The following is a 16044-nucleotide window of genomic DNA, read 5'->3' as shown; positions in this document are numbered from 1 at the left end:
GCGCCCCGCGGCGCCCCGCGGGCGCCGCGGGCTCCCCCGTCGCCGGGTCCCGGGCCCGGCGTCCTCAGGACGCCGGGCGCAGCCCCGCGACGAGCAGGTCGGCGAAGTGGCGGCCGACGTCCTCGCCGGTCAGCGGCCCGCCCGGGTGGTACCAGGTGCTCAGGTGGTGGACCGACCCGAAGAAGTAGTTGACCACCAGGTCCGCGGAGACGTCGTCGCGGAAGACGCCCTCGCTCTGCCCCTGGGCCACCATGTCGCGGAAGACCTCGTGGTAGCCGCGCCGTTCGGCGCGCACGGCGCGCTGCTTCTCCTCGCTGAGCTGGTGCATGGAGCGGAAGAAGATGACGGTGTCGTCCAGGTTGGCGATGCTGGTGACGATGACGTCGGCCGCGGCCGCGTGGACACGTTCGGCCACCGGAGCCTCCCGCCCGGCGATCCGGACCAGGTGCTCGGTCTGCATGCGCAGGACCCGGGCGTAGACCTCGTAGAGGAGGTCGTCCTTGGACCCGAAGTAGTGGTACATCGCCCCCTTGGTGACGCCCGCGGCGACGACCACCTCCTGAACGGAGGTCCCCTCGTAGCCCCGCTCGGCGAACAGCCTGGTCGCCGCCCCCAGCAGCCTCTCGGGGACGGACCCGGTGCCCGTTCCCGGATCGACCGCCTGCTGTGCTCGCGCCATGTCCTGCCTCACTTCGTGCCCCCGCCGTCCTGAGGACGCCCGTCGGCCAAGCATACCGACCGGCTGGTACCTTGCGCACACGCCGGGGCGCCCCGCCCGGCCCCTCAGACGGCGACCACGTCCACCGCGCGGCCGTCGGGGTCGGTGAGCGTGTGGCGGCCGGGCTCCAGGGGAGGCGTCGCGAGGCGGCCGTTCACGGTGAACCCCAGGCGGACGGCGCCCGTGGAGCGCTCGGCCGTCGCCGGGTAGATCTCGAACACCACTCCGTCGGCCAGCACGGCCGCGTGGTGCACGGCCCCCCGGCCGTGCTGTTCGCGGAGGAAGCCCAGACCGAGAGCGGTGTAGAAGGACCGGCACTCCTCCGCGCGGTCGGTGTAGATGACCACGAGGGTGGACCTGGGGGTGGCCACCGGTCCCGTGGGACGCCTGTGGTCCGGCCCCGGGGCCGGACCCGCCGCACCGCCCAGGGGCGGCACCGCCGACAGCCCGCCCTCCAGGATCTCGCGCGCGCGTGCGTACTTGGCGCGCAGCCGGTCCGCCTGCTCCGCGGGCAGGGCGGCCAGACGGCCCTCGTCGGAGTTGTGGCGGTTGTCGGCGAGCTTGACCAGGCGCCCCAGGGGGTCGGCCGCTGCCCGTCGGACCAGGTCCCCGTAGGACTCCCCCGGTCTCCGGCTCACCGACTCCACCGCCCGGACGACCGCCTCGGGACAGCCGCGTCCGCGCAGGTCGTCGGCGGTGACGGGGGTGTCCTCCAGGACGTCGTGCAGGACCCCGGCCATCTGGGCGTGCACCCCGTGGGGGGCCAGCAGGTCGCGGACCGCGAACACGTGCTCGCTGTAGGGGCGCCCGGCGCGGTCCACCTGCCCGGCGTGGACGGACCACGCCAGTCGCGAGGCCTGGTCCAGTGTCATCTCCACGGTGTGCGCCCCCTGTCCCGTCGGCATTGCCACCGACCCGACCGTACCCCCGCGAGGGGCGCCCGACCAGACCCGTCCGGGCCCCTCCCGCGCGGAGAGCCCCGTCAGGAGTCGGTGTAGTTCTCCTCGTAGCCTCCCGTGGGCGGGACGGGCGTGATGACGTCGACGAGCACCCCGGAGGGGTCGGCCACGATGAAGTGCCGCTGCCCGAAGTCCTCGGTGCGGATCCCCAGCTCGGGGCGGAGTCCGCCGCGTACGACGAGGCGCTCCCACTCCGCGTCGACGTCCGCCACCTCGAAGTTGAGCAGCACGCCCTGCGCCGGCCGGCGGTAGCCCTCCGGGACGGTGGGGTGGCGGTGGTCGAGCAGAGCCAGCTCGCGGTCGGGCGGCCCGGGGCGGCGCAGGCTGACGTACCAGTCGGCCGCGAAGGTCTCCTCGAAGCCGAACAGGTCCACGTAGAAGTCCCTGGCCTCCTGGATCCGGGTGGTGCCGATGACCGGGTAGAAACCGCTGAGCTCCATGACTCCGCCTTTCACATACCGTTGGTATGTGAAGTACGCTATTCGCGTACCTTCGGTATGTCAACAGGTGGGGGAACATGACCGCGGAGACCGGGAGCCGGGCCAGGCAGCGCGAGCGCACCAGGAGGGCCCTCCTGCGCGAGGGGCGCCGGCTGTTCGCCGAGCACGGGTACGCAGGCGTGGGACTGAGCGGGATCGTGGCGGCGGCCGACGTCACCAAGGGCGCCCTCTACCACCACTTCGAGGGCAAGCCGGACCTCTTCCGCGCCGTCCTGGAGGAGGTCCAGGGCGAGGTCGCCGACGCCGTGGCGGCCGCCGCGGACGCCCGGCGGGACCCGTGGGACCAGCTGACCGCGGGCTGCCGGGCCTTCCTCACCGCGAGCACGGCTCCGGACGTGCGGCGGATCATGCTGGTGGACGGGCCGGCCGTGCTCGGGTGGAGCACCTGGCGCTCCCTGGACGAGGCCGGGTCAGCGCGGCACCTCCGGGAGGCGCTCACCGGCCTCGTCCGGGCGGGGGTCCTGCGCCCCCAGCCGGTGCCGCCCCTGGCCCACCTGCTCTCCGGGGCCATGAACGAGGCCGCGCTGTGGCTGGCCGGGAGCGGGGACCCCGGCGACCTGGACGACGTCTGGGCCGCGTTCTCGGGGATGCTGGAGTCCCTGCGCTCGCCGTGACCCGGACCGCTTCCGAGGACGCCCGGGCACGTCCGGGCGCTATCGTGGCTGCCATGGCGGAGAGCACCGGGGCGGCGGACACGGACGGGGACGAGGGGTTCCGGGACGACTTCGTCCGCGGGTTCTCGGAGTACTGGCAGTCGCAGGGCCGCCCCAGGACCGAGGGGCGCATCGTGGGCTACCTGCTCCTCGCCGACCGCGAGGCGGTGAGCGCCGAGGAGATCGCCGACGGCGCCCGGGTCAGCCGGGGCTCGGTGTCCCAGTCCGTGCGCCGACTGCGCGAGATGGGCTTCGTCGAGATGGTCGGCGCGCCGGACAGCCGCTCACGGCTGGTCGCCATGGACGAGGACGTGTGGGGCGGGTTCCTGCGCAACGAGCGCTCCTACCTGCGCCGGCAGAGGGACCTCGCGGCGTCCGCGCTGGAGCGGCTCCCCTCCCTGAGCCCGCCCGCGCGCAACCGCCTGCGCAACATGCACGACTACATGAGCTGGCTGGACGACTACCACGACACCCTCCTGTCCCACTGGGAGGAGTTCAAGGCCGGGCGGGACCGGGGGGAGGCGGACGGGGGAGGCGCCTGAGGGCGCCGCCTCAGGAGCGCTCGTGCGGGATGACCAGCGGCGTGCTGGTGCGCGGGTCGGGCACCACGTCGCAGGGCAGCCCGAACACCTCTTCCACCAGTGCCGCGGTCACGACCTGTCCGGGCGGGCCGTCCGCGACGACCCTCCCCCCGTCCATGAGGACCAGGCGGGTCGCGAACCGGGCGGCCTGGGCCAGGTCGTGCAGGACCGCGACGATCGTGCGCCCCTGGCGGTGCAGGTCGGCGAACAGCTCCAGCAGGTCGTACTGGTGCGCGATGTCCAGGAACGTGGTCGGCTCGTCCAGCAGCAGGACGCCGGTGTCCTGCGCCAGGACCATCGCCACCCACGCGCGCTGCCGCTGGCCGCCGGAGAGCGATCCGACCTGGGTGTCGGCCAGGCCGGCCAGCCCGGTGAGCTCCAGTGCCCGGGAGATCGCCGTCTCGTCCCGGGGGCTCCACTGCCGCACCAGCGTGTGGTGGGGGAAGCGCCCGCGAGCGGCGAGGGCACGCACGGTGACGCCCTCCGGCGCGACGGGGCTCTGCGGCAGGAGCGCCATCCGGCGGGCGACCGCCTTGGCGCGCAGCCCCCGGATGTCCTGGCCGTTGAGGAGCACCCGGCCCGACATCGGCTTGTTCACCCGGCCCAGCGCCTTGAGCAGCGTCGACTTGCCGCACCCGTTGGGGCCGACGATGACGGTGAACTCCCCCTCGGCCACACCGAGGTCCAGGTCGCGCACGACCGGATCGGCCCCGTACCCCAGCGTGAGGCCCTCCGCGGACAGTACCGGACTCACAGCACACCCTTTCGCCATTCACGAACCAGCAGGTAGCCCAGGTAGACGCCCCCGAACCCCATGGTGAAGATCCCGACCGGCAGTCCGTCGCCCACCGGCGACTGCTGCACGGCCAGGTCGGCCGCCACCAGCAGGAGCGCGCCGACCAGGGCCGACAGCGCGAGGTTGGGGCCGGGGGCCCCGCTGAGCCTGCGGGCGATCTGCGGGGCGGTCAAGGACACGAACGCGATCGGTCCGGCGACGCTCACGGCGGCGGCCGAGAGCACCACCGACAGGACGACCGCCCCGGTCCGGGTCGCGGAGGCGCGCGCGCCGAGGGCGTCGGCCAGCTCGTCGCCCATCTCGTTGACGGTGACGGGGCCCGCCAGCGCCGCCACGAACGGCAGTGCCAGGAGCAGGACCGCCCAGATGGTCCAGGCGTGCTCCCACGCCCTGGCGCCCAGGCTGCCGTTGACGTAGGCGGAGAGGACACCGGCCTGGTCGCGGGCCATCACGGACACCACGAAGTGCGTGAACGCCTGGGCCATCGCGGCCACGCCGATCCCGGCGACGATGAGGCGCCCCGGGTGGCGCAGCCCGGTTCCGGTGGCCGCGGCCACCACGGCCATGGCCAGGGCCGCTCCCGCGAGGGCGCCCATCGGCACGGGGACGACGCCGGGCAGGACGAGGGCGGCGAAGGCGGCCCCCGCCCCGGCCCCCGCCCCGAGGCCGATGACGTCCGGGCTGCCCAGCGGGTTGCGGGTGACGGACTGGAAGAGCGCGCCGGCCAGGCCGAGCGCGGCCCCGGTGCCCACGGCGACGGCCAGGCGGGGGCCGCGCAGCCGTCCGAGGACGAACGCCTCGGTGGCCTCGCCCGCGCCCGTGACCACGGCGGGCAGGCGGGTGAGGGGGATGCCGAGCCTGCCCATGGCGAGGGTGGCCGCCGCGGCGGCGGCCACGAGCACCAGGAGGAGGACCGCGCACAGCACGGAGCGCGGGTGGACGGGCAGGGCGACCGGCCCGAGCGCGAGCACGGGCGGGGCGGCCCCGCGCGGCGGCCGCGGCCGCCGCGTCCGGGTGGTGGACCGGGTCATGAGGCGCTCCGCATCTTCCTGACCGCGTACAGCAGGACGGGGGCGCCGACGAACGCGGTGACCACGCCGACCATCAGCTCCGTGGGGCGGACGATCGTGCGGCCGACGACGTCGGCGGCCAGCAGCAGGGTGGGTCCGACCAGCAGGGCGAAGGGCACCTGGACGCGGAAGTCCACGCCGACCAGGGCCCGCACCACGTGGGGGACGGCGAGGCCGACGAAGGCGATGGGGCCCGCCGCCGCGGTGGCCCCCGCGGCGAGCACGGCGCCCGCGACCAGCCCCGCCGAGCGGATCCACACGGTGTTCGCCCCGGTGGCGATCGCCGCCTCCTCCCCCAGGGCCAGGGCGTTGAGGCCGCCCGCGACGAGGAACGCCAGCAGGACGCCGACGCCGATGACGGGCAGCACGGACAGGACGACGTCGTAGCCGCGTCCGCCCAGGGAGCCGACGACCCAGTAGCGGTAGCTGTCGAAGGTCTCGGGCATGCTCAGCGCCACCGCCTGGACGTAGGCGTTGAGCACGGCGGAGACCACCGCTCCGGCCAGGACGAGGCGCACCAGCCCGCCGTCGCCGCCCCGGCTGCCCACGGTGTAGGCGGCCAGTCCGGCGGCGAGGGCGCCGGGCAGCGCCCACCAGACCGTGCCGGCGACGGAGGTGGGGCCGAGCAGCGCGGTGGCGGTGACCACCGCGGCGGCGGCGCCCGCGTTGACGCCCAGGAGGCCCGGGTCGGCGAGGGGGTTGCGTGTGATGCCCTGCATGAGGGTGCCCGCCAGGGCGAGGGCCGCCCCGGCGACGATGCCGAGGAGGGTACGGGGGTAGCGGCTCTCCACCACGGTGGTGGTGAAGGGGTCCGCCCCGCCCGTCAGCACCTGCCACACCTCCGTGGGGGAGGTGGGCTTGCTGCCCATGACGAGGCTGAGGAGGACCGCCCCGGCGAGGGCCGCGGCGCCCGCGCCGAGCATGAGCACGGCGCGGGCGGGGCCCGGGCGGGACGGAGCCGTGAGTGTCTTCACGTTCGCCCTGTCGGTGGGATCAGCTGTCGGCGTTGGCCGCGGCCTCTTCGATCATGGGCACGTAGCGCTCGATGACCCAGGGGACGGTGAGCGGGTTGATGATCGAGGACGCGGTGACGAAGGAGGTGTCCTCGGCGGCGACCACGGCTCCGCTCTCGACGGCGGGGATCGCCGCGTAGAGGTCCTGCGCCTCGATCTCGGCGCGCGTCTCGTCGTCGGTGTAGAACGTGAAGAGCAGGTCGCTGTCGGCGAGCTGGTCGGCGTTCTCCAGGCCGATGATGGCGGAGTCGGTGCCCTCGGTCTCGGGGAAGGTCTCGACGACGGGGTCGACGGTCAGGCCCAGGCCGCGCACCATGGCGACGCGCTGCTCGTCGGGGAGGAAGACGCCGAGCGTGCCGGGGCCGTCGGTGTAGACGTAGGAGAAGGTGAGGTCGGCGAACTGCTCGTTGGCCGCGGCCGCCTCCTCGAACTGGGTCTCGATGTCCCCGATGAGGCCCTGCGCCTCCTCGGGCTGCCCCAGCGCCTCGCCGATGATCTCGATCTGCTGGTCCCAGTCGGTGCTCCAGGGGAGCTCGGGGTAGGCGACCGTGGGGGCGATGTCGCTCAGGATGTCGTACTGCTCCTGGGTGACGCCGGACCAGGGGGCGAGGATGACGTCGGGGGCCAGCTCGATGATCGCCTCGAAGTCGATGTCGTCGGCGCCGGCGAACTGCTCGGGCAGCTCCTCGCCGGACCCGGTGACGGCCTCGTGGATCCAGGGGAGGTACCCGGTGTCGTCGCTGCCCCACTCGTAGCTCTCGACGCCGACCGGGACGACGCCCAGGGCGATGGCGGTCTCCGCCGAGCCCTGCCCGAGGGTGACGACGCGCTCGGGCCGCTCGGGGATCTCGGCGGTGCCGAGGGCGCTCTCGATGCTGACCGGGAACGCGCCGCCCGCCGTGCCGCCGCTCTCGCCGCCGCTCCCGCCGGTGTCCTCCTCGGCGCCGCCGCAGGCCGTGAGGCCGAGGGCGAGGAGGGCGGTGAGTCCGATGCCGCTGGCGCGGTGGAAGGTGGAGGCCATGCTCACACTGCTTTCTTCGTCATGAGGGTGGCCGCGTCGTACCCGGCGGGCCCGTTCCGCGCAGGGGCTATCGGCCCCGAGGGGAAACACGGAGGACGAAACGGGAGAACCCCGACAGAACAAAGGTTAGTCTAACCTCACTTCCCAAGGATTTCAAAAATTCTGAACCCGCCGGACGGACTCCGCCCCAGGTCAGGCGTCGCAGGAGCACGCCCCGGCCCGGGGTCCGGACCCCGGGCCGGCGGGCGGGAGGGTCAGGACCTCCCCAGGTGGACGCGGGCCTCCCAGGGACGCAGGGGCGCGAACAGCCCGTCCTCCTCGGGGTAGTTGCCGATCAGCCGTTCGGGATCGCGCCCGGCGACCTTGGGGTCCAGGTCCAGCGGAGCCGTGTCGGCGCCCCAGTTCACCAGTACCGTCAGCACCCGGTCGTCCAGGGTCCGGGTGTAGGCGTACACCGCGGGGTCCTCCTCCGCCAGGGGCTCGAACCGGCCGTGCACGATCACCGGGTGCTCCTTGCGCAGCGCGATCAGGCGCCGGTAGTAGTGGAACACCGAGCCCCGGTCGGCGACGGCCGCCTCCGCGTTGATCTCGACGTGGTTGGGGTTGACCCCGATCCACGGCGTACCGGTGGTGAACCCGGCGTTGGGCGAGGCGTCCCACTGCATGGGCGTGCGCGCGTTGTCCCGGCTCATCCGGGCGATGCCCGCCATGGCGGCGTCCGCGTCCACCCTGCCGCCCTCCACCGCGGCGCGGTGGTAGTTGAGGGTCTCCACGTCCCGGTAGTCGCCGATGTCGGCGAGGTGGGCGTTGGTCATCCCCAGCTCCTCGCCCTGGTAGACGTACGGCGTCCCCTTCATCATGTGCAGGGTCGTGGCCAGGGCGGTCGCCGACTCGACCCGGTACCGCTCGTCCCCGAAGCGCGATACCGCCCGGGGCTGGTCGTGGTTGTTCCAGTACAGGCTGTTCCAGCCGGTCCCGCCCAGGCCCTCCTGCCAGCGGTTGAGGGAGCGCTTGAGATCGCGCAGGTCCAGGGGTCGCGGGTCGAACTTGCCGCCGGGCCCGTGGTCGAGTTCCACGTGCTCGAACTGGAACACCATGTCGAGCTCGCGGTTGGCGGGGTCGGTGTGCACGCGGGCCTGCGCCACGTCCACCCCGGGCATCTCGCCGACGGTGAGCACGTCCCTGCCCGCGAAGACCTCCCGGTGCATCTCGTGCAGGAACTCGTGCAGGCGGGGGCCGTTCACGGCGTACTCGGCGAAGGACCCGTGCCCGTGCTCCCCCGAGACCGGGCCGTCGGGCATCTGCCGCGTCTTGGAGACGAAGTTGATCACGTCCATGCGGAACCCGTCGGCGCCCCGGTCCAGCCACCAGCGCGCCACGTCGTGGACGGCCTCGCGCACCCGTGGGTTCTCCCAGTTCAGATCGGGCTGGCGCCGGGTGAACAGGTGCAGGTAGTACTCGCCGGTGGCCTCGTCCTGGGTCCAGGCGGGGCCGGAGAACACCGAGCCCCAGTTGTTGGGCGGCCCGCCGTCGCGCCTGGGCCTCCAGAAGTAGAAGTCGCGCTTGTCGGGGTCCCCCGCGCGGGAGGCGGTGAACCACGGGTGCTCGTCGCTGGTGTGGTTGACAACCAGGTCCATCACCAGGCGCATCCCGCGCTCGTGCAGCCCGTCGCGCAGCCGGTCCCAGTCCTCCAGGGTGCCGAACCGGGGGTGGATGTCCCGGTAGTCGCTGATGTCGTACCCGTTGTCGTCCCACGGCGAGGGGTAGACGGGTGAGAGCCACACGACGTCGACGCCCAGGAGTTTCAGGTAGTCGAGCCTGGCGATGACGCCGGGCAGGTCGCCGACCCCGTCGCCGTCGCTGTCGTGGAAGCTGCTCGGATAGATCTGGTAGACGACGCTGGACTTCCACCAGTCGGCGCTCTGCTCCAGGGGCATAGGGGTCCTCTCCTCCGCGGCCGCGTGTGAGCCAAGTTACTGGAGTGCCCCGGGTCGGGACAGTTTTCCTCGATCCTCTTCCCGATTCCCGCAAGATCCCCGCCAACTGGTCTGGACCGGTAGGGTGGCGAACCGCTCGGACGAACCGTGTCCGATCGAAGGAAAGCGGGAAATATGGGGCGCGGCGCACTGTCGGAGCAGGTCGAAGGCGCGTGGCGGGCGGGCGGCGGACGGAAGCTGTGGTCGCGGAACTTCTCCCTGTTCTTCTCCGCCCGCGTCGTGGCCAAGCTCGGCGACGGGATGCTGCCCGTCGCCCTGTCGGCCGGGCTGATCGCGCACGGACACGGGGCCGGCGGGATCGGCCTCGCGATGGCGTCCTTCTCCGCGTGCTTCGTGGCCTTCGTGGTCTTCGGCGGAGTGCTGTCCGACCGCTGGGGGGCGCGCCGGCTGATGATCGCGGCCGACCTGGTGCGCGTGGCGACCCAGGGCACGGTGGCGGTCCTCTTCCTGACCGGGCACGTGGTGCTGTGGCAGATCTGCGTGATCGGCGCCGTGAACGGGATCGCCGCAGGCGCGTTCCAGCCGGGCGTGGGCTCGGTGATCCCGCGGGTGTCCGGGGACGTGCACGGGGCGAACGCGGTCATCCGCACCGCCGAGGCCCTCGCCATGCTGCTGGGCCCGGCCGTGGCCGGGCTGCTGGTGGCCCTGTTCTCCGCCGCCGGCGTCCTGGCCGTCCACGCGGGCGCCTACGCGGTGGGGGCGGTCCTGCTGGGGCTCGTCCGACTGCCCGGGACGGTCAGACGGCGGGGCCAGGGGCCCGGTTACGCCGCCGACCTGGCGGAGGGGTGGCGCGAGTTCCGCAGCCGCACCTGGATGTGGTCGGTGATCCTGTTGTGGATGGTGCTGATGGTGAGCATGTGGGGACCTCAGGTCCCCCTGACCGCGAGTGAGATCATCACCGGCCACGGCGCCCAGGCGTTCGGACTCGTCAGTTCCGCCCTGGGCGGCGGCACGGCCCTGGGCGGCCTGGTGGCGATGCGGGTGCGGCCGCGGTTCCCCCTCCGGGCGGGCACGCTCGCGCTGTTCGGCGCCGGAGCGTTCTCCGTCAGCGTCGGGCTGGGCCTCCCGGCGTCCGCGCTGGCCCTGGGTGCGGCGGTCAGCGGCGCGATGATGGGCTTCTGGGGCGTCATGTGGAGCACCAGCGTGCAGACCCACACCCCCCGGCCGGTCCTCGGCCGGATCCACTCCTACGAGATGGCGGGCTCCCTGGCGATGATGCCCGTGGGGCAGGCCCTGGCGGGACCGGCCGCGGAGCTCTTCGGGGCGCGGCCCCTCCTGCTCGTCGGCGGGGCGGCCACCCTCGTGGTGGGCCTGGTGCTGCTCATGGTGCGCCCCGTCCGGAACCTCCGCGCCGTCCCGGCGCGGCACTGACACCGTCCGCGACCGAGCCGGCGCCGACCGCCCCGGGCCGCCCGGACACCACGCCTGACCTGCACAGGCCCTGATCCACCGCCGCCCCTACAGCCCCCGTGCCTCGACGCGGTGGCCGGACCCGCCCAAATAGTCTATATTTCCTACTGCTTTAGTCGGAAGATGGCGCCGCGCACCCGCCGGCCACGACACCGCGCAACGAGAGAGGAGTCCCGATGGGCGCAGAACCGCTCCTGTCCGTCGACGGGGTCGCGATCGGGTACCCGGGCCCGGGCGGCCGCGTACCGGCGGTCGCCGGCGCCGACCTCACCGTCGGCCACGGCGAGACCGTGATGCTGATCGGCCGTTCCGGCTGCGGGAAGTCCACCGTCCTCAAGGCCGTCGCCGGCTTCCTCGCCCCCTCCGCCGGGCGGATCTCCTTCCACGGCGCGGAGGTGGAGGGCCCCGCCCCGGACCGGGCCGTGGTCTTCCAGGAACTGGACCAGCTCTTCCCCTGGCGCACCGTCCTCGGCAACGTCGCCTACGCGCTGCGCGCGACCGGCACGCCGCGCGACGAGGCGCGCGCACGGGCCACGGCCCAGCTGGAGCTGATGGGGCTCGGACACGCCCTGGACCGCCACCCCCACCAGCTCTCGGGGGGCATGAAGCAGCGCGTCGCGATCGCCCGCGCGTTCGCCCTGGAACCCCGCATGCTGCTGATGGACGAACCCTTCGGCGCCCTCGACGCCCAGACGCGCGGCCGCCTCCAGGCGGAGCTGGCCGGACTGGCCCGGCGCACCCGCGTGAGCATCCTCTTCGTCACCCACAGCATCGACGAGGCCGTGCTGCTCGGCGACCGGGTGGTGGTGCTGGGCGGGCGCCCCTCGTCCGTCGTGGAGACCCTCGACGTCGCCGGCCTGGACAGCCCGGACACCGAGGGGTTCACCGCGGCGCGCCGCCGCCTGCGCGCGCTGCTCTCCGACGACAGGGAGGAGGCCGGCCGTGCCGTCCTCGACTGAGACCGCGCCGCCCGCCGACGCCGGCGCAGGGGGCCGGCGGTCGGACGGCCCCTGGTCGCGGCTTCCCGTCGGCCTGCGCAGGAGCGTCCTCCTGGTGGCGCTGCTCGGGGTGTGGCAGCTGTACGTGGTCGCCGCCGGCGTCAGTCCGCTCGTCTTCGCGGGGCCCTGGGACGTGGCCGCCGCGTTCGCGGAGGGGTGGGGCGGCGGCGCCCTGGTGGGACCCACCCTCACCACCCTGCGGATCCTCGGCCTGGGGATGCTCATCGGCACGGCGCTGGCCGTCGTGCTCACCGCCCTCGCGGTCGCCACGCGCTTCGGCGACGACCTGCTGACGCTGCTCACCGCGATGGTCAACCCCCTGCCGTCGGTGGCGATCCTGCCCCTGGCCATGCTGTGGTTCGGCCTCGACGAGACCGCCCTGGTGTTCGTGGTGGCCAACGCCGTCCTGTGGCCGATGGCGGTCAACATCGGCATGGGCTTCCGCACCGTCCCGGCCACCACGCTCATGGTCGGCCGCAGCCTCGGCCTGCGCTCGTGGCGGCTGATCCGGGACGTGCACCTGCCCGCGGCCCTGCCGCACACCGTCGCCGGGGTCAGGACGGGCTGGGCGTTCGGCTGGCGCACCGTCATCGCCGCCGAGCTGGTCTTCGGGGTCGCGGGCGCGCAGGGAGGGCTCGGGTTCTTCATCAACGAGGCCCGCTTCCACCTGGACATCCCGGACGTCTTCGCGGGCCTGGTGACCATCGCGCTGATCGGGATCGCGCTGGACCTGCTGTTCACACTGCTGGAGCGGCGGACCGTCGTCCGCTGGGGCATGAAAGAGGGAGCCGCCCTGTGACCGCCATCCGTACACCACGGTCCCCCGGACGCCGCGACGTGCTCCGCGGCGGCCTCGGCCTGCTCGCGGGCGCCGCCGTCGTGGGCGCCGCGGGGTGCTCCGACGGCTCCGGGGCCTCGGACGGGTCCGGCACGGTGGCGATCGCCACCGGATACGGGCTCAGCTACGCGTCGCTGACCGTCGTCGAGGCCAGGGGGTGGCTGGCGGAGGCGCTGCCCGACCGCACCGTCGAGTGGCAGGTGCTGAGCGGGGGCTCGGCGAGCCGGGACGGCATGCTCGCGGGCAGCCTCCAGGCGGGCACCGGCGGCCTGGCGCCCTTCCTCCAGGCACGCGACAGCGGCGTCCCGTGGAAGGTCGTCACCGGCCTGAACAACATGCCGCTGTGGATGGTCACCACGGACGACCGCATCCGGAGCCTGTCCGACATCACCGGCGCCGACCGCATCTCCTCGCCCCAACCGGGCTCGATCCAGTCGATCGTGCTGGCGCACGCCGCCCGGGAGGAGTTCGGAGACCCGGACCGGTTCACCGGCAACCTGGTGGCCATGCCCCACCCCGACGCACTCCAGGCCCTGCTCAGCGGACAGATCGCGGCGGCGGTCACCGCTCCGCCGTTCCAGTACCAGGCCGAGGCCGAGGGCGCGCGGGTGCTCCTCGACAGCTACGAGGTCCTCGGCGGTCCGCACGGCTTCAACGTGGTCACCGCCATGGAGGACTACGCGGAGGAGAACCCCGACGTCGTCGAGGCCCTGCACGCCTGCGTGGAACGCGCCAACGAGCTGATCACCGGGGACCCCGAGGCGGCCGCCCGCATCCTGTCCGAGGCCGAGAACGGGGCGGTCACGGCGGAGGAGTACCTGGAGCACCTGGGCCGGGACGGCATCGAGTACACGACCGCGCCGCAGGGCCTGGAGAGGATCGGCTCGTTCATGGCCGAGATCGGCGCCATCGGCACCGCCCCGGAGAGCTGGGGCGACCTGGTGTTCGACACCGTCGCCGCCGAGGACGGCAGCTGACGCGGGGCCCGCGCGGGGCTCCGCGCGGTTCCGCCGCCCGCCGACCGCCGCGCCCGGTAGCGTGTCGGAGCCCGTCCACAGGGGGCCGCGCACAGGTTGTCCCGGTCCCCGCCCGGGCATACGGCAGAGGACACGACACGAAAGGGACCCCATGTGCCTCCACGGAACCGGTGAGACCGTCCGCGCGCGGAACGGCCTGTCCGACTCCGCCCCGGCCGGCCCCCCGCCCCCGCCGCCCGGCCCCCTTCCGTGGCCCCGGGCCTTCCACCGGGTGGCCGACCTGAGCCACGTGATCTCGCCGACGATGGCCGGGTGGGACGACGTGAAACCCGTGCGGGAGACGGTCTCCGAGGCCGCCCCCGAGGGGGAGTTCGGCCTCTACGTGCAGCAGTGGACGTTCGGTGAGCACACGGGGACGCACCTGGACGCCCCCGGGCACGTGATCGGCGGCGGCCGCCTGGTCCCCGACATCCGGCCGGAGGAGCTGGTCGCGCCCGCCGCCGTCATCGACGTCAGGGCCCGCGCCGCGGAGGATCCGGACACCACGGTCACGGTGGACGACGTGCTGGCGTTCGAGCGGGCGCACGGGGAGATCCCGGCCGGGGCGGCGGTGCTGATGAACTCGGGGTGGAGCGCCCGCTGGGCACGGGGGGACGAGGCGGTGCGCGGGGTGGCGGCCGACGGCTCGTGGCACTTCCCCGGCTTCGGCGCGGAGGCGTGCGAGTTCCTGGTCGCCCGGAGGCGGGTCGCCGGGGTGGGGGTCGACACGCTGAGCACCGACCCGGGTCGCTCCACGGACTTCGCCGCGCACGAGGTGCTCGGCCGCGCCGACCGGTGGGGGCTGGAGTCGCTGACGGGACTGGACCGGCTGCCGCCGACCGGAGCCCTGCTCAGCATCGGGGTGATGCCGGGGCTGGACGCCTCCGGCGGGCCGAGCAGGGTGCTGGCCCTGTGGTGACGACGGCCGCGGCGCGCCGCCCCCGGCGCGGCGGCGCGGCCGGGCCCACGGGGCGGTTCCTCAGCACCCTCGGGAGCGCGGCGCCCCGCGGCCGTCCGGGTGCCATTCCAGCAGCATGATGGTGGCGTCGTCGGTGAAGCTGCCGCGCTGGTGCTCGTGGATGGCGTGGATGAGGCGCCGCAGGGTCTCGGGGGCGGGCTCGTCGGCGGAGGCCGCACGGATGACGAAGTCCGCGAACTGCTCGAGGCCGAACATCCGCCCCTCGCTGTCGTGGGCCTCGGTCACGCCGTCGGTGTAGAGCAGCACCTGGTCTCCGGGTTCGAGCCGGACGCGGTGGACGGTGCGCGCCTCGGCCCCGCCCAGGACGCCGCCGAGGCCGAGGGGCACCTCCGGTTCCCGGTCCAGGGCCCCGGGCACCAGGCGGCGGTCCCGGATGAGCAGGGGCGTGGGGTGGGCGCAGTTGGCCCAGGAGAACATCCCGTCGGCCAGCTCCAGGGTGGCGAAGACACCCGTGCAGAAGCGTTCGGGAAGCCACTGGAGCAGGGCCTTCTCCACACTCGCGGTGAGCTCGGCGAGGTCGGCCCCGTTGCGCCTGGCGCTGCGGGCCCCGGCCATGGCCACCGACGCGGTCAGGCCGGAGGCCAGGTCGTGGCCCATCGCGTCGAGGATGACGGCGTGCAGGGTGTCCTTCGTGATCGAGTGGTCGAAGGCGTCGCCGCCGAGCTCGTAGGCGGGTTCGAGGACGGCGGTGGACACCCCCCGCGTGGTGCCGAGCGTGCGCGGCGGCAGGAAGGCGCGCAGCATCTCGGTGCGCAGCTGCACCGGCCGCGTGCGGGTGTGGCGGACGTAGGTGTCGCTGTAGGCGCGTTTGGAGGTGACCACCAGGGCCAGGAGGGAGGCCAGCGTCTGGCAGCGGCGCAGGGTGGGCTCGTCCAGGGACTCCGTCCTGACGTGCAGGACGCCCATGCGGTCGGCGCCGTCGCGCAGGGGGAGCCACAGGCTCAGTTCGCCGTCGCCCCCCTCGTCCAGCCGCAGCGTGTCGGAGCGGTAGGCCTCCCCCGCCTCGGTGGAGTCGACGCCGAGCGGGGGTCCGCCGGTGAGGGGGAAGAGGAGGTTCTGCTGGATGTCGACCACGTGGACGGTGACCGCCGTGAGGCCGATGGCCTGGCCGTAGCGCTCGGCCGCCTCCAGGACCTCGATCGGCCCGCAGCCGTGCACGGACCTGACCAGCTCCTCGAACAGGAGCTCGCCCTCACCGATCGGGGACCCGTCGACCATGCGCCCACCTCCCCCGCAAGTCTCACACCGGGGGGCGCGCTCGGGGCGGCACGGAGGCCGCGTGTCCCCCGGGACACGCTCCCGCCGTCCGCCCCACGGAGCGGGGACCGCCGGGGTCAGGCCGAGCGGTCGCGGCGCCGCCTGTTCTGCTCGGTGCGGATGCGCGGCACGATCGTGGGATTCACGTTGTCGATCACCGTCTCCCGACTGATGATCACCTGCCCCACATCCTCACGCGAAGGCACCTCGTACATCACCGACAACAACACCTCCTCGA

Annotated in this window: 16 protein-coding genes and 1 pseudogene; 7 read left to right on the top strand and 10 right to left on the bottom strand. The window is 73.8% G+C overall.

Going from position 1 to position 16044, the window contains the following annotated elements; genetic code table 11:
• Nucleotides 1-64 precede the first annotated feature (64 nt).
• The 3 genes from ACFQBR_RS25200 to ACFQBR_RS25190 all read right to left on the bottom strand — a co-directional run bounded on the left by ACFQBR_RS25200 (nt 65) and on the right by ACFQBR_RS25190 (nt 2117).
• A complete protein-coding gene (locus ACFQBR_RS25200) occupies nt 65-679 on the bottom strand; it encodes a TetR/AcrR family transcriptional regulator (RefSeq protein WP_267949090.1) in 615 nt (204 codons plus the stop codon).
• Nucleotides 680-783: 104 nt separating this feature from the next.
• Nucleotides 784-1623: a VOC family protein gene (locus tag ACFQBR_RS25195; RefSeq protein WP_344184088.1), complete on the bottom strand. Its 840-nt coding sequence runs from the start codon at nt 1621-1623 to the stop codon at nt 784-786.
• 77 nt (nt 1624-1700) lie between these two features.
• Nucleotides 1701-2117 carry a VOC family protein gene (locus ACFQBR_RS25190; RefSeq protein WP_267949089.1) on the bottom strand — a complete coding sequence of 139 codons (417 nt, stop codon included), beginning with the start codon at nt 2115-2117 and terminating at the stop codon, nt 1701-1703.
• Nucleotides 2118-2194: 77 nt separating this feature from the next.
• On the opposite strand from ACFQBR_RS25190, the gene ACFQBR_RS25185 reads away from it, so the two are divergent.
• The gene (locus ACFQBR_RS25185; protein WP_267949088.1) at nt 2195-2791 is read left to right on the top strand and encodes a TetR/AcrR family transcriptional regulator; all 597 of its coding nucleotides are present in this window, start codon (nt 2195-2197) and stop codon (nt 2789-2791) included.
• A gap of 53 nt (nt 2792-2844) precedes the next feature.
• Nucleotides 2845-3372 carry a GbsR/MarR family transcriptional regulator gene (locus tag ACFQBR_RS25180; protein WP_267949087.1) on the top strand — a complete coding sequence of 176 codons (528 nt, stop codon included), beginning with the start codon at nt 2845-2847 and terminating at the stop codon, nt 3370-3372.
• A gap of 10 nt (nt 3373-3382) precedes the next feature.
• On the opposite strand, the gene ACFQBR_RS25175 is transcribed toward ACFQBR_RS25180, so the two are convergent.
• From ACFQBR_RS25175 to ACFQBR_RS25155, 5 genes are all read right to left on the bottom strand, one after another.
• Nucleotides 3383-4165, bottom strand: coding sequence for an ABC transporter ATP-binding protein (locus tag ACFQBR_RS25175; protein WP_344184082.1), 783 nt, complete (start codon nt 4163-4165; stop codon nt 3383-3385).
• The gene (locus ACFQBR_RS25170) at nt 4162-5238 is read right to left on the bottom strand and encodes a FecCD family ABC transporter permease (protein ID WP_267949085.1); all 1077 of its coding nucleotides are present in this window, start codon (nt 5236-5238) and stop codon (nt 4162-4164) included. Before ACFQBR_RS25170 ends, ACFQBR_RS25175 begins: the two co-directional genes overlap by 4 nt.
• Entirely contained in the window at nt 5235-6200 is a 966-nt protein-coding gene (locus ACFQBR_RS25165; RefSeq protein ID WP_344184089.1) for a FecCD family ABC transporter permease, read from the bottom strand. The genes ACFQBR_RS25170 and ACFQBR_RS25165 overlap by 4 nt, the downstream gene beginning before the upstream one ends.
• 70 nt (nt 6201-6270) lie before the next feature.
• Nucleotides 6271-7311, bottom strand: a complete 1041-nt coding sequence (locus ACFQBR_RS25160) for an iron-siderophore ABC transporter substrate-binding protein (RefSeq protein ID WP_344184090.1) — start codon at nt 7309-7311, stop codon at nt 6271-6273.
• Nucleotides 7312-7565: 254 nt separating this feature from the next.
• Nucleotides 7566-9248 carry a glycoside hydrolase family 13 protein gene (locus tag ACFQBR_RS25155; protein ID WP_344184084.1) on the bottom strand — a complete coding sequence of 561 codons (1683 nt, stop codon included), beginning with the start codon at nt 9246-9248 and terminating at the stop codon, nt 7566-7568.
• 174 nt (nt 9249-9422) lie between these two features.
• On the opposite strand from ACFQBR_RS25155, the gene ACFQBR_RS25150 reads away from it, so the two are divergent.
• From ACFQBR_RS25150 to ACFQBR_RS25130, 5 genes are all read left to right on the top strand, one after another.
• Nucleotides 9423-10679: an MFS transporter gene (locus tag ACFQBR_RS25150; protein WP_267949083.1), complete on the top strand. Its 1257-nt coding sequence runs from the start codon at nt 9423-9425 to the stop codon at nt 10677-10679.
• 215 nt (nt 10680-10894) lie between these two features.
• Nucleotides 10895-11677, top strand: coding sequence for an ABC transporter ATP-binding protein (locus ACFQBR_RS25145; protein WP_344184085.1), 783 nt, complete (start codon nt 10895-10897; stop codon nt 11675-11677).
• A complete protein-coding gene (locus ACFQBR_RS25140; protein WP_344184086.1) occupies nt 11661-12515 on the top strand; it encodes an ABC transporter permease in 855 nt (284 codons plus the stop codon). The genes ACFQBR_RS25145 and ACFQBR_RS25140 overlap by 17 nt, the downstream gene beginning before the upstream one ends.
• Nucleotides 12512-13531: an ABC transporter substrate-binding protein gene (locus ACFQBR_RS25135; RefSeq protein ID WP_267949080.1), complete on the top strand. Its 1020-nt coding sequence runs from the start codon at nt 12512-12514 to the stop codon at nt 13529-13531. Before ACFQBR_RS25140 ends, ACFQBR_RS25135 begins: the two co-directional genes overlap by 4 nt.
• 151 nt (nt 13532-13682) lie before the next feature.
• Complete coding sequence (locus tag ACFQBR_RS25130; RefSeq protein WP_267949079.1) at nt 13683-14489, top strand: cyclase family protein; 807 nt, start codon at nt 13683-13685, stop codon at nt 14487-14489.
• A 60-nt stretch (nt 14490-14549) separates the two neighbouring features.
• Here the strand turns inward: ACFQBR_RS25130 and ACFQBR_RS25125 are convergent, their stop codons facing one another.
• Nucleotides 14550-15767 carry a PP2C family protein-serine/threonine phosphatase gene (locus ACFQBR_RS25125; RefSeq protein WP_344184087.1) on the bottom strand — a complete coding sequence of 406 codons (1218 nt, stop codon included), beginning with the start codon at nt 15765-15767 and terminating at the stop codon, nt 14550-14552.
• Between the two features lie 116 nt (nt 15768-15883).
• A pseudogene (locus ACFQBR_RS25120) lies at nt 15884-16044 on the bottom strand (ATP-dependent Clp protease ATP-binding subunit ClpX); the annotation flags it as partial.

The sequence above is a fragment of the Nocardiopsis tropica genome (genome assembly GCF_042660575.1).
In the GTDB taxonomy this organism is placed as follows: Bacteria; Actinomycetota; Actinomycetes; order Streptosporangiales; family Streptosporangiaceae; genus Nocardiopsis; species Nocardiopsis tropica.
Note: the sequence above shows the minus strand (reverse complement) of the source record. Positions and strands in the feature narration are given on the sequence as shown.

What these genes read in the sequence shown, in the direction of transcription:
- ACFQBR_RS25160 (WP_344184090.1), bottom strand. Translation starts at nt 7,311, where the DNA reads ATGGCCTCCACCTTCCACCGCGCCAGCGGCATCGGACTCACCGCCCTC.
- ACFQBR_RS25125 (WP_344184087.1), bottom strand. Translation starts at nt 15,767, where the DNA reads ATGGTCGACGGGTCCCCGATCGGTGAGGGCGAGCTCCTGTTCGAGGAG.
- ACFQBR_RS25165 (WP_344184089.1), bottom strand. Translation starts at nt 6,200, where the DNA reads ATGCTCGGCGCGGGCGCCGCGGCCCTCGCCGGGGCGGTCCTCCTCAGC.
- ACFQBR_RS25150 (WP_267949083.1), top strand. Translation starts at nt 9,423, where the DNA reads ATGGGGCGCGGCGCACTGTCGGAGCAGGTCGAAGGCGCGTGGCGGGCG.
- ACFQBR_RS25155 (WP_344184084.1), bottom strand. Translation starts at nt 9,248, where the DNA reads ATGCCCCTGGAGCAGAGCGCCGACTGGTGGAAGTCCAGCGTCGTCTAC.
- ACFQBR_RS25180 (WP_267949087.1), top strand. Translation starts at nt 2,845, where the DNA reads ATGGCGGAGAGCACCGGGGCGGCGGACACGGACGGGGACGAGGGGTTC.
- ACFQBR_RS25195 (WP_344184088.1), bottom strand. Translation starts at nt 1,623, where the DNA reads ATGCCGACGGGACAGGGGGCGCACACCGTGGAGATGACACTGGACCAG.
- ACFQBR_RS25190 (WP_267949089.1), bottom strand. Translation starts at nt 2,117, where the DNA reads ATGGAGCTCAGCGGTTTCTACCCGGTCATCGGCACCACCCGGATCCAG.
- ACFQBR_RS25170 (WP_267949085.1), bottom strand. Translation starts at nt 5,238, where the DNA reads ATGACCCGGTCCACCACCCGGACGCGGCGGCCGCGGCCGCCGCGCGGG.
- ACFQBR_RS25185 (WP_267949088.1), top strand. Translation starts at nt 2,195, where the DNA reads ATGACCGCGGAGACCGGGAGCCGGGCCAGGCAGCGCGAGCGCACCAGG.
- ACFQBR_RS25130 (WP_267949079.1), top strand. Translation starts at nt 13,683, where the DNA reads ATGTGCCTCCACGGAACCGGTGAGACCGTCCGCGCGCGGAACGGCCTG.
- ACFQBR_RS25200 (WP_267949090.1), bottom strand. Translation starts at nt 679, where the DNA reads ATGGCGCGAGCACAGCAGGCGGTCGATCCGGGAACGGGCACCGGGTCC.
- ACFQBR_RS25145 (WP_344184085.1), top strand. Translation starts at nt 10,895, where the DNA reads ATGGGCGCAGAACCGCTCCTGTCCGTCGACGGGGTCGCGATCGGGTAC.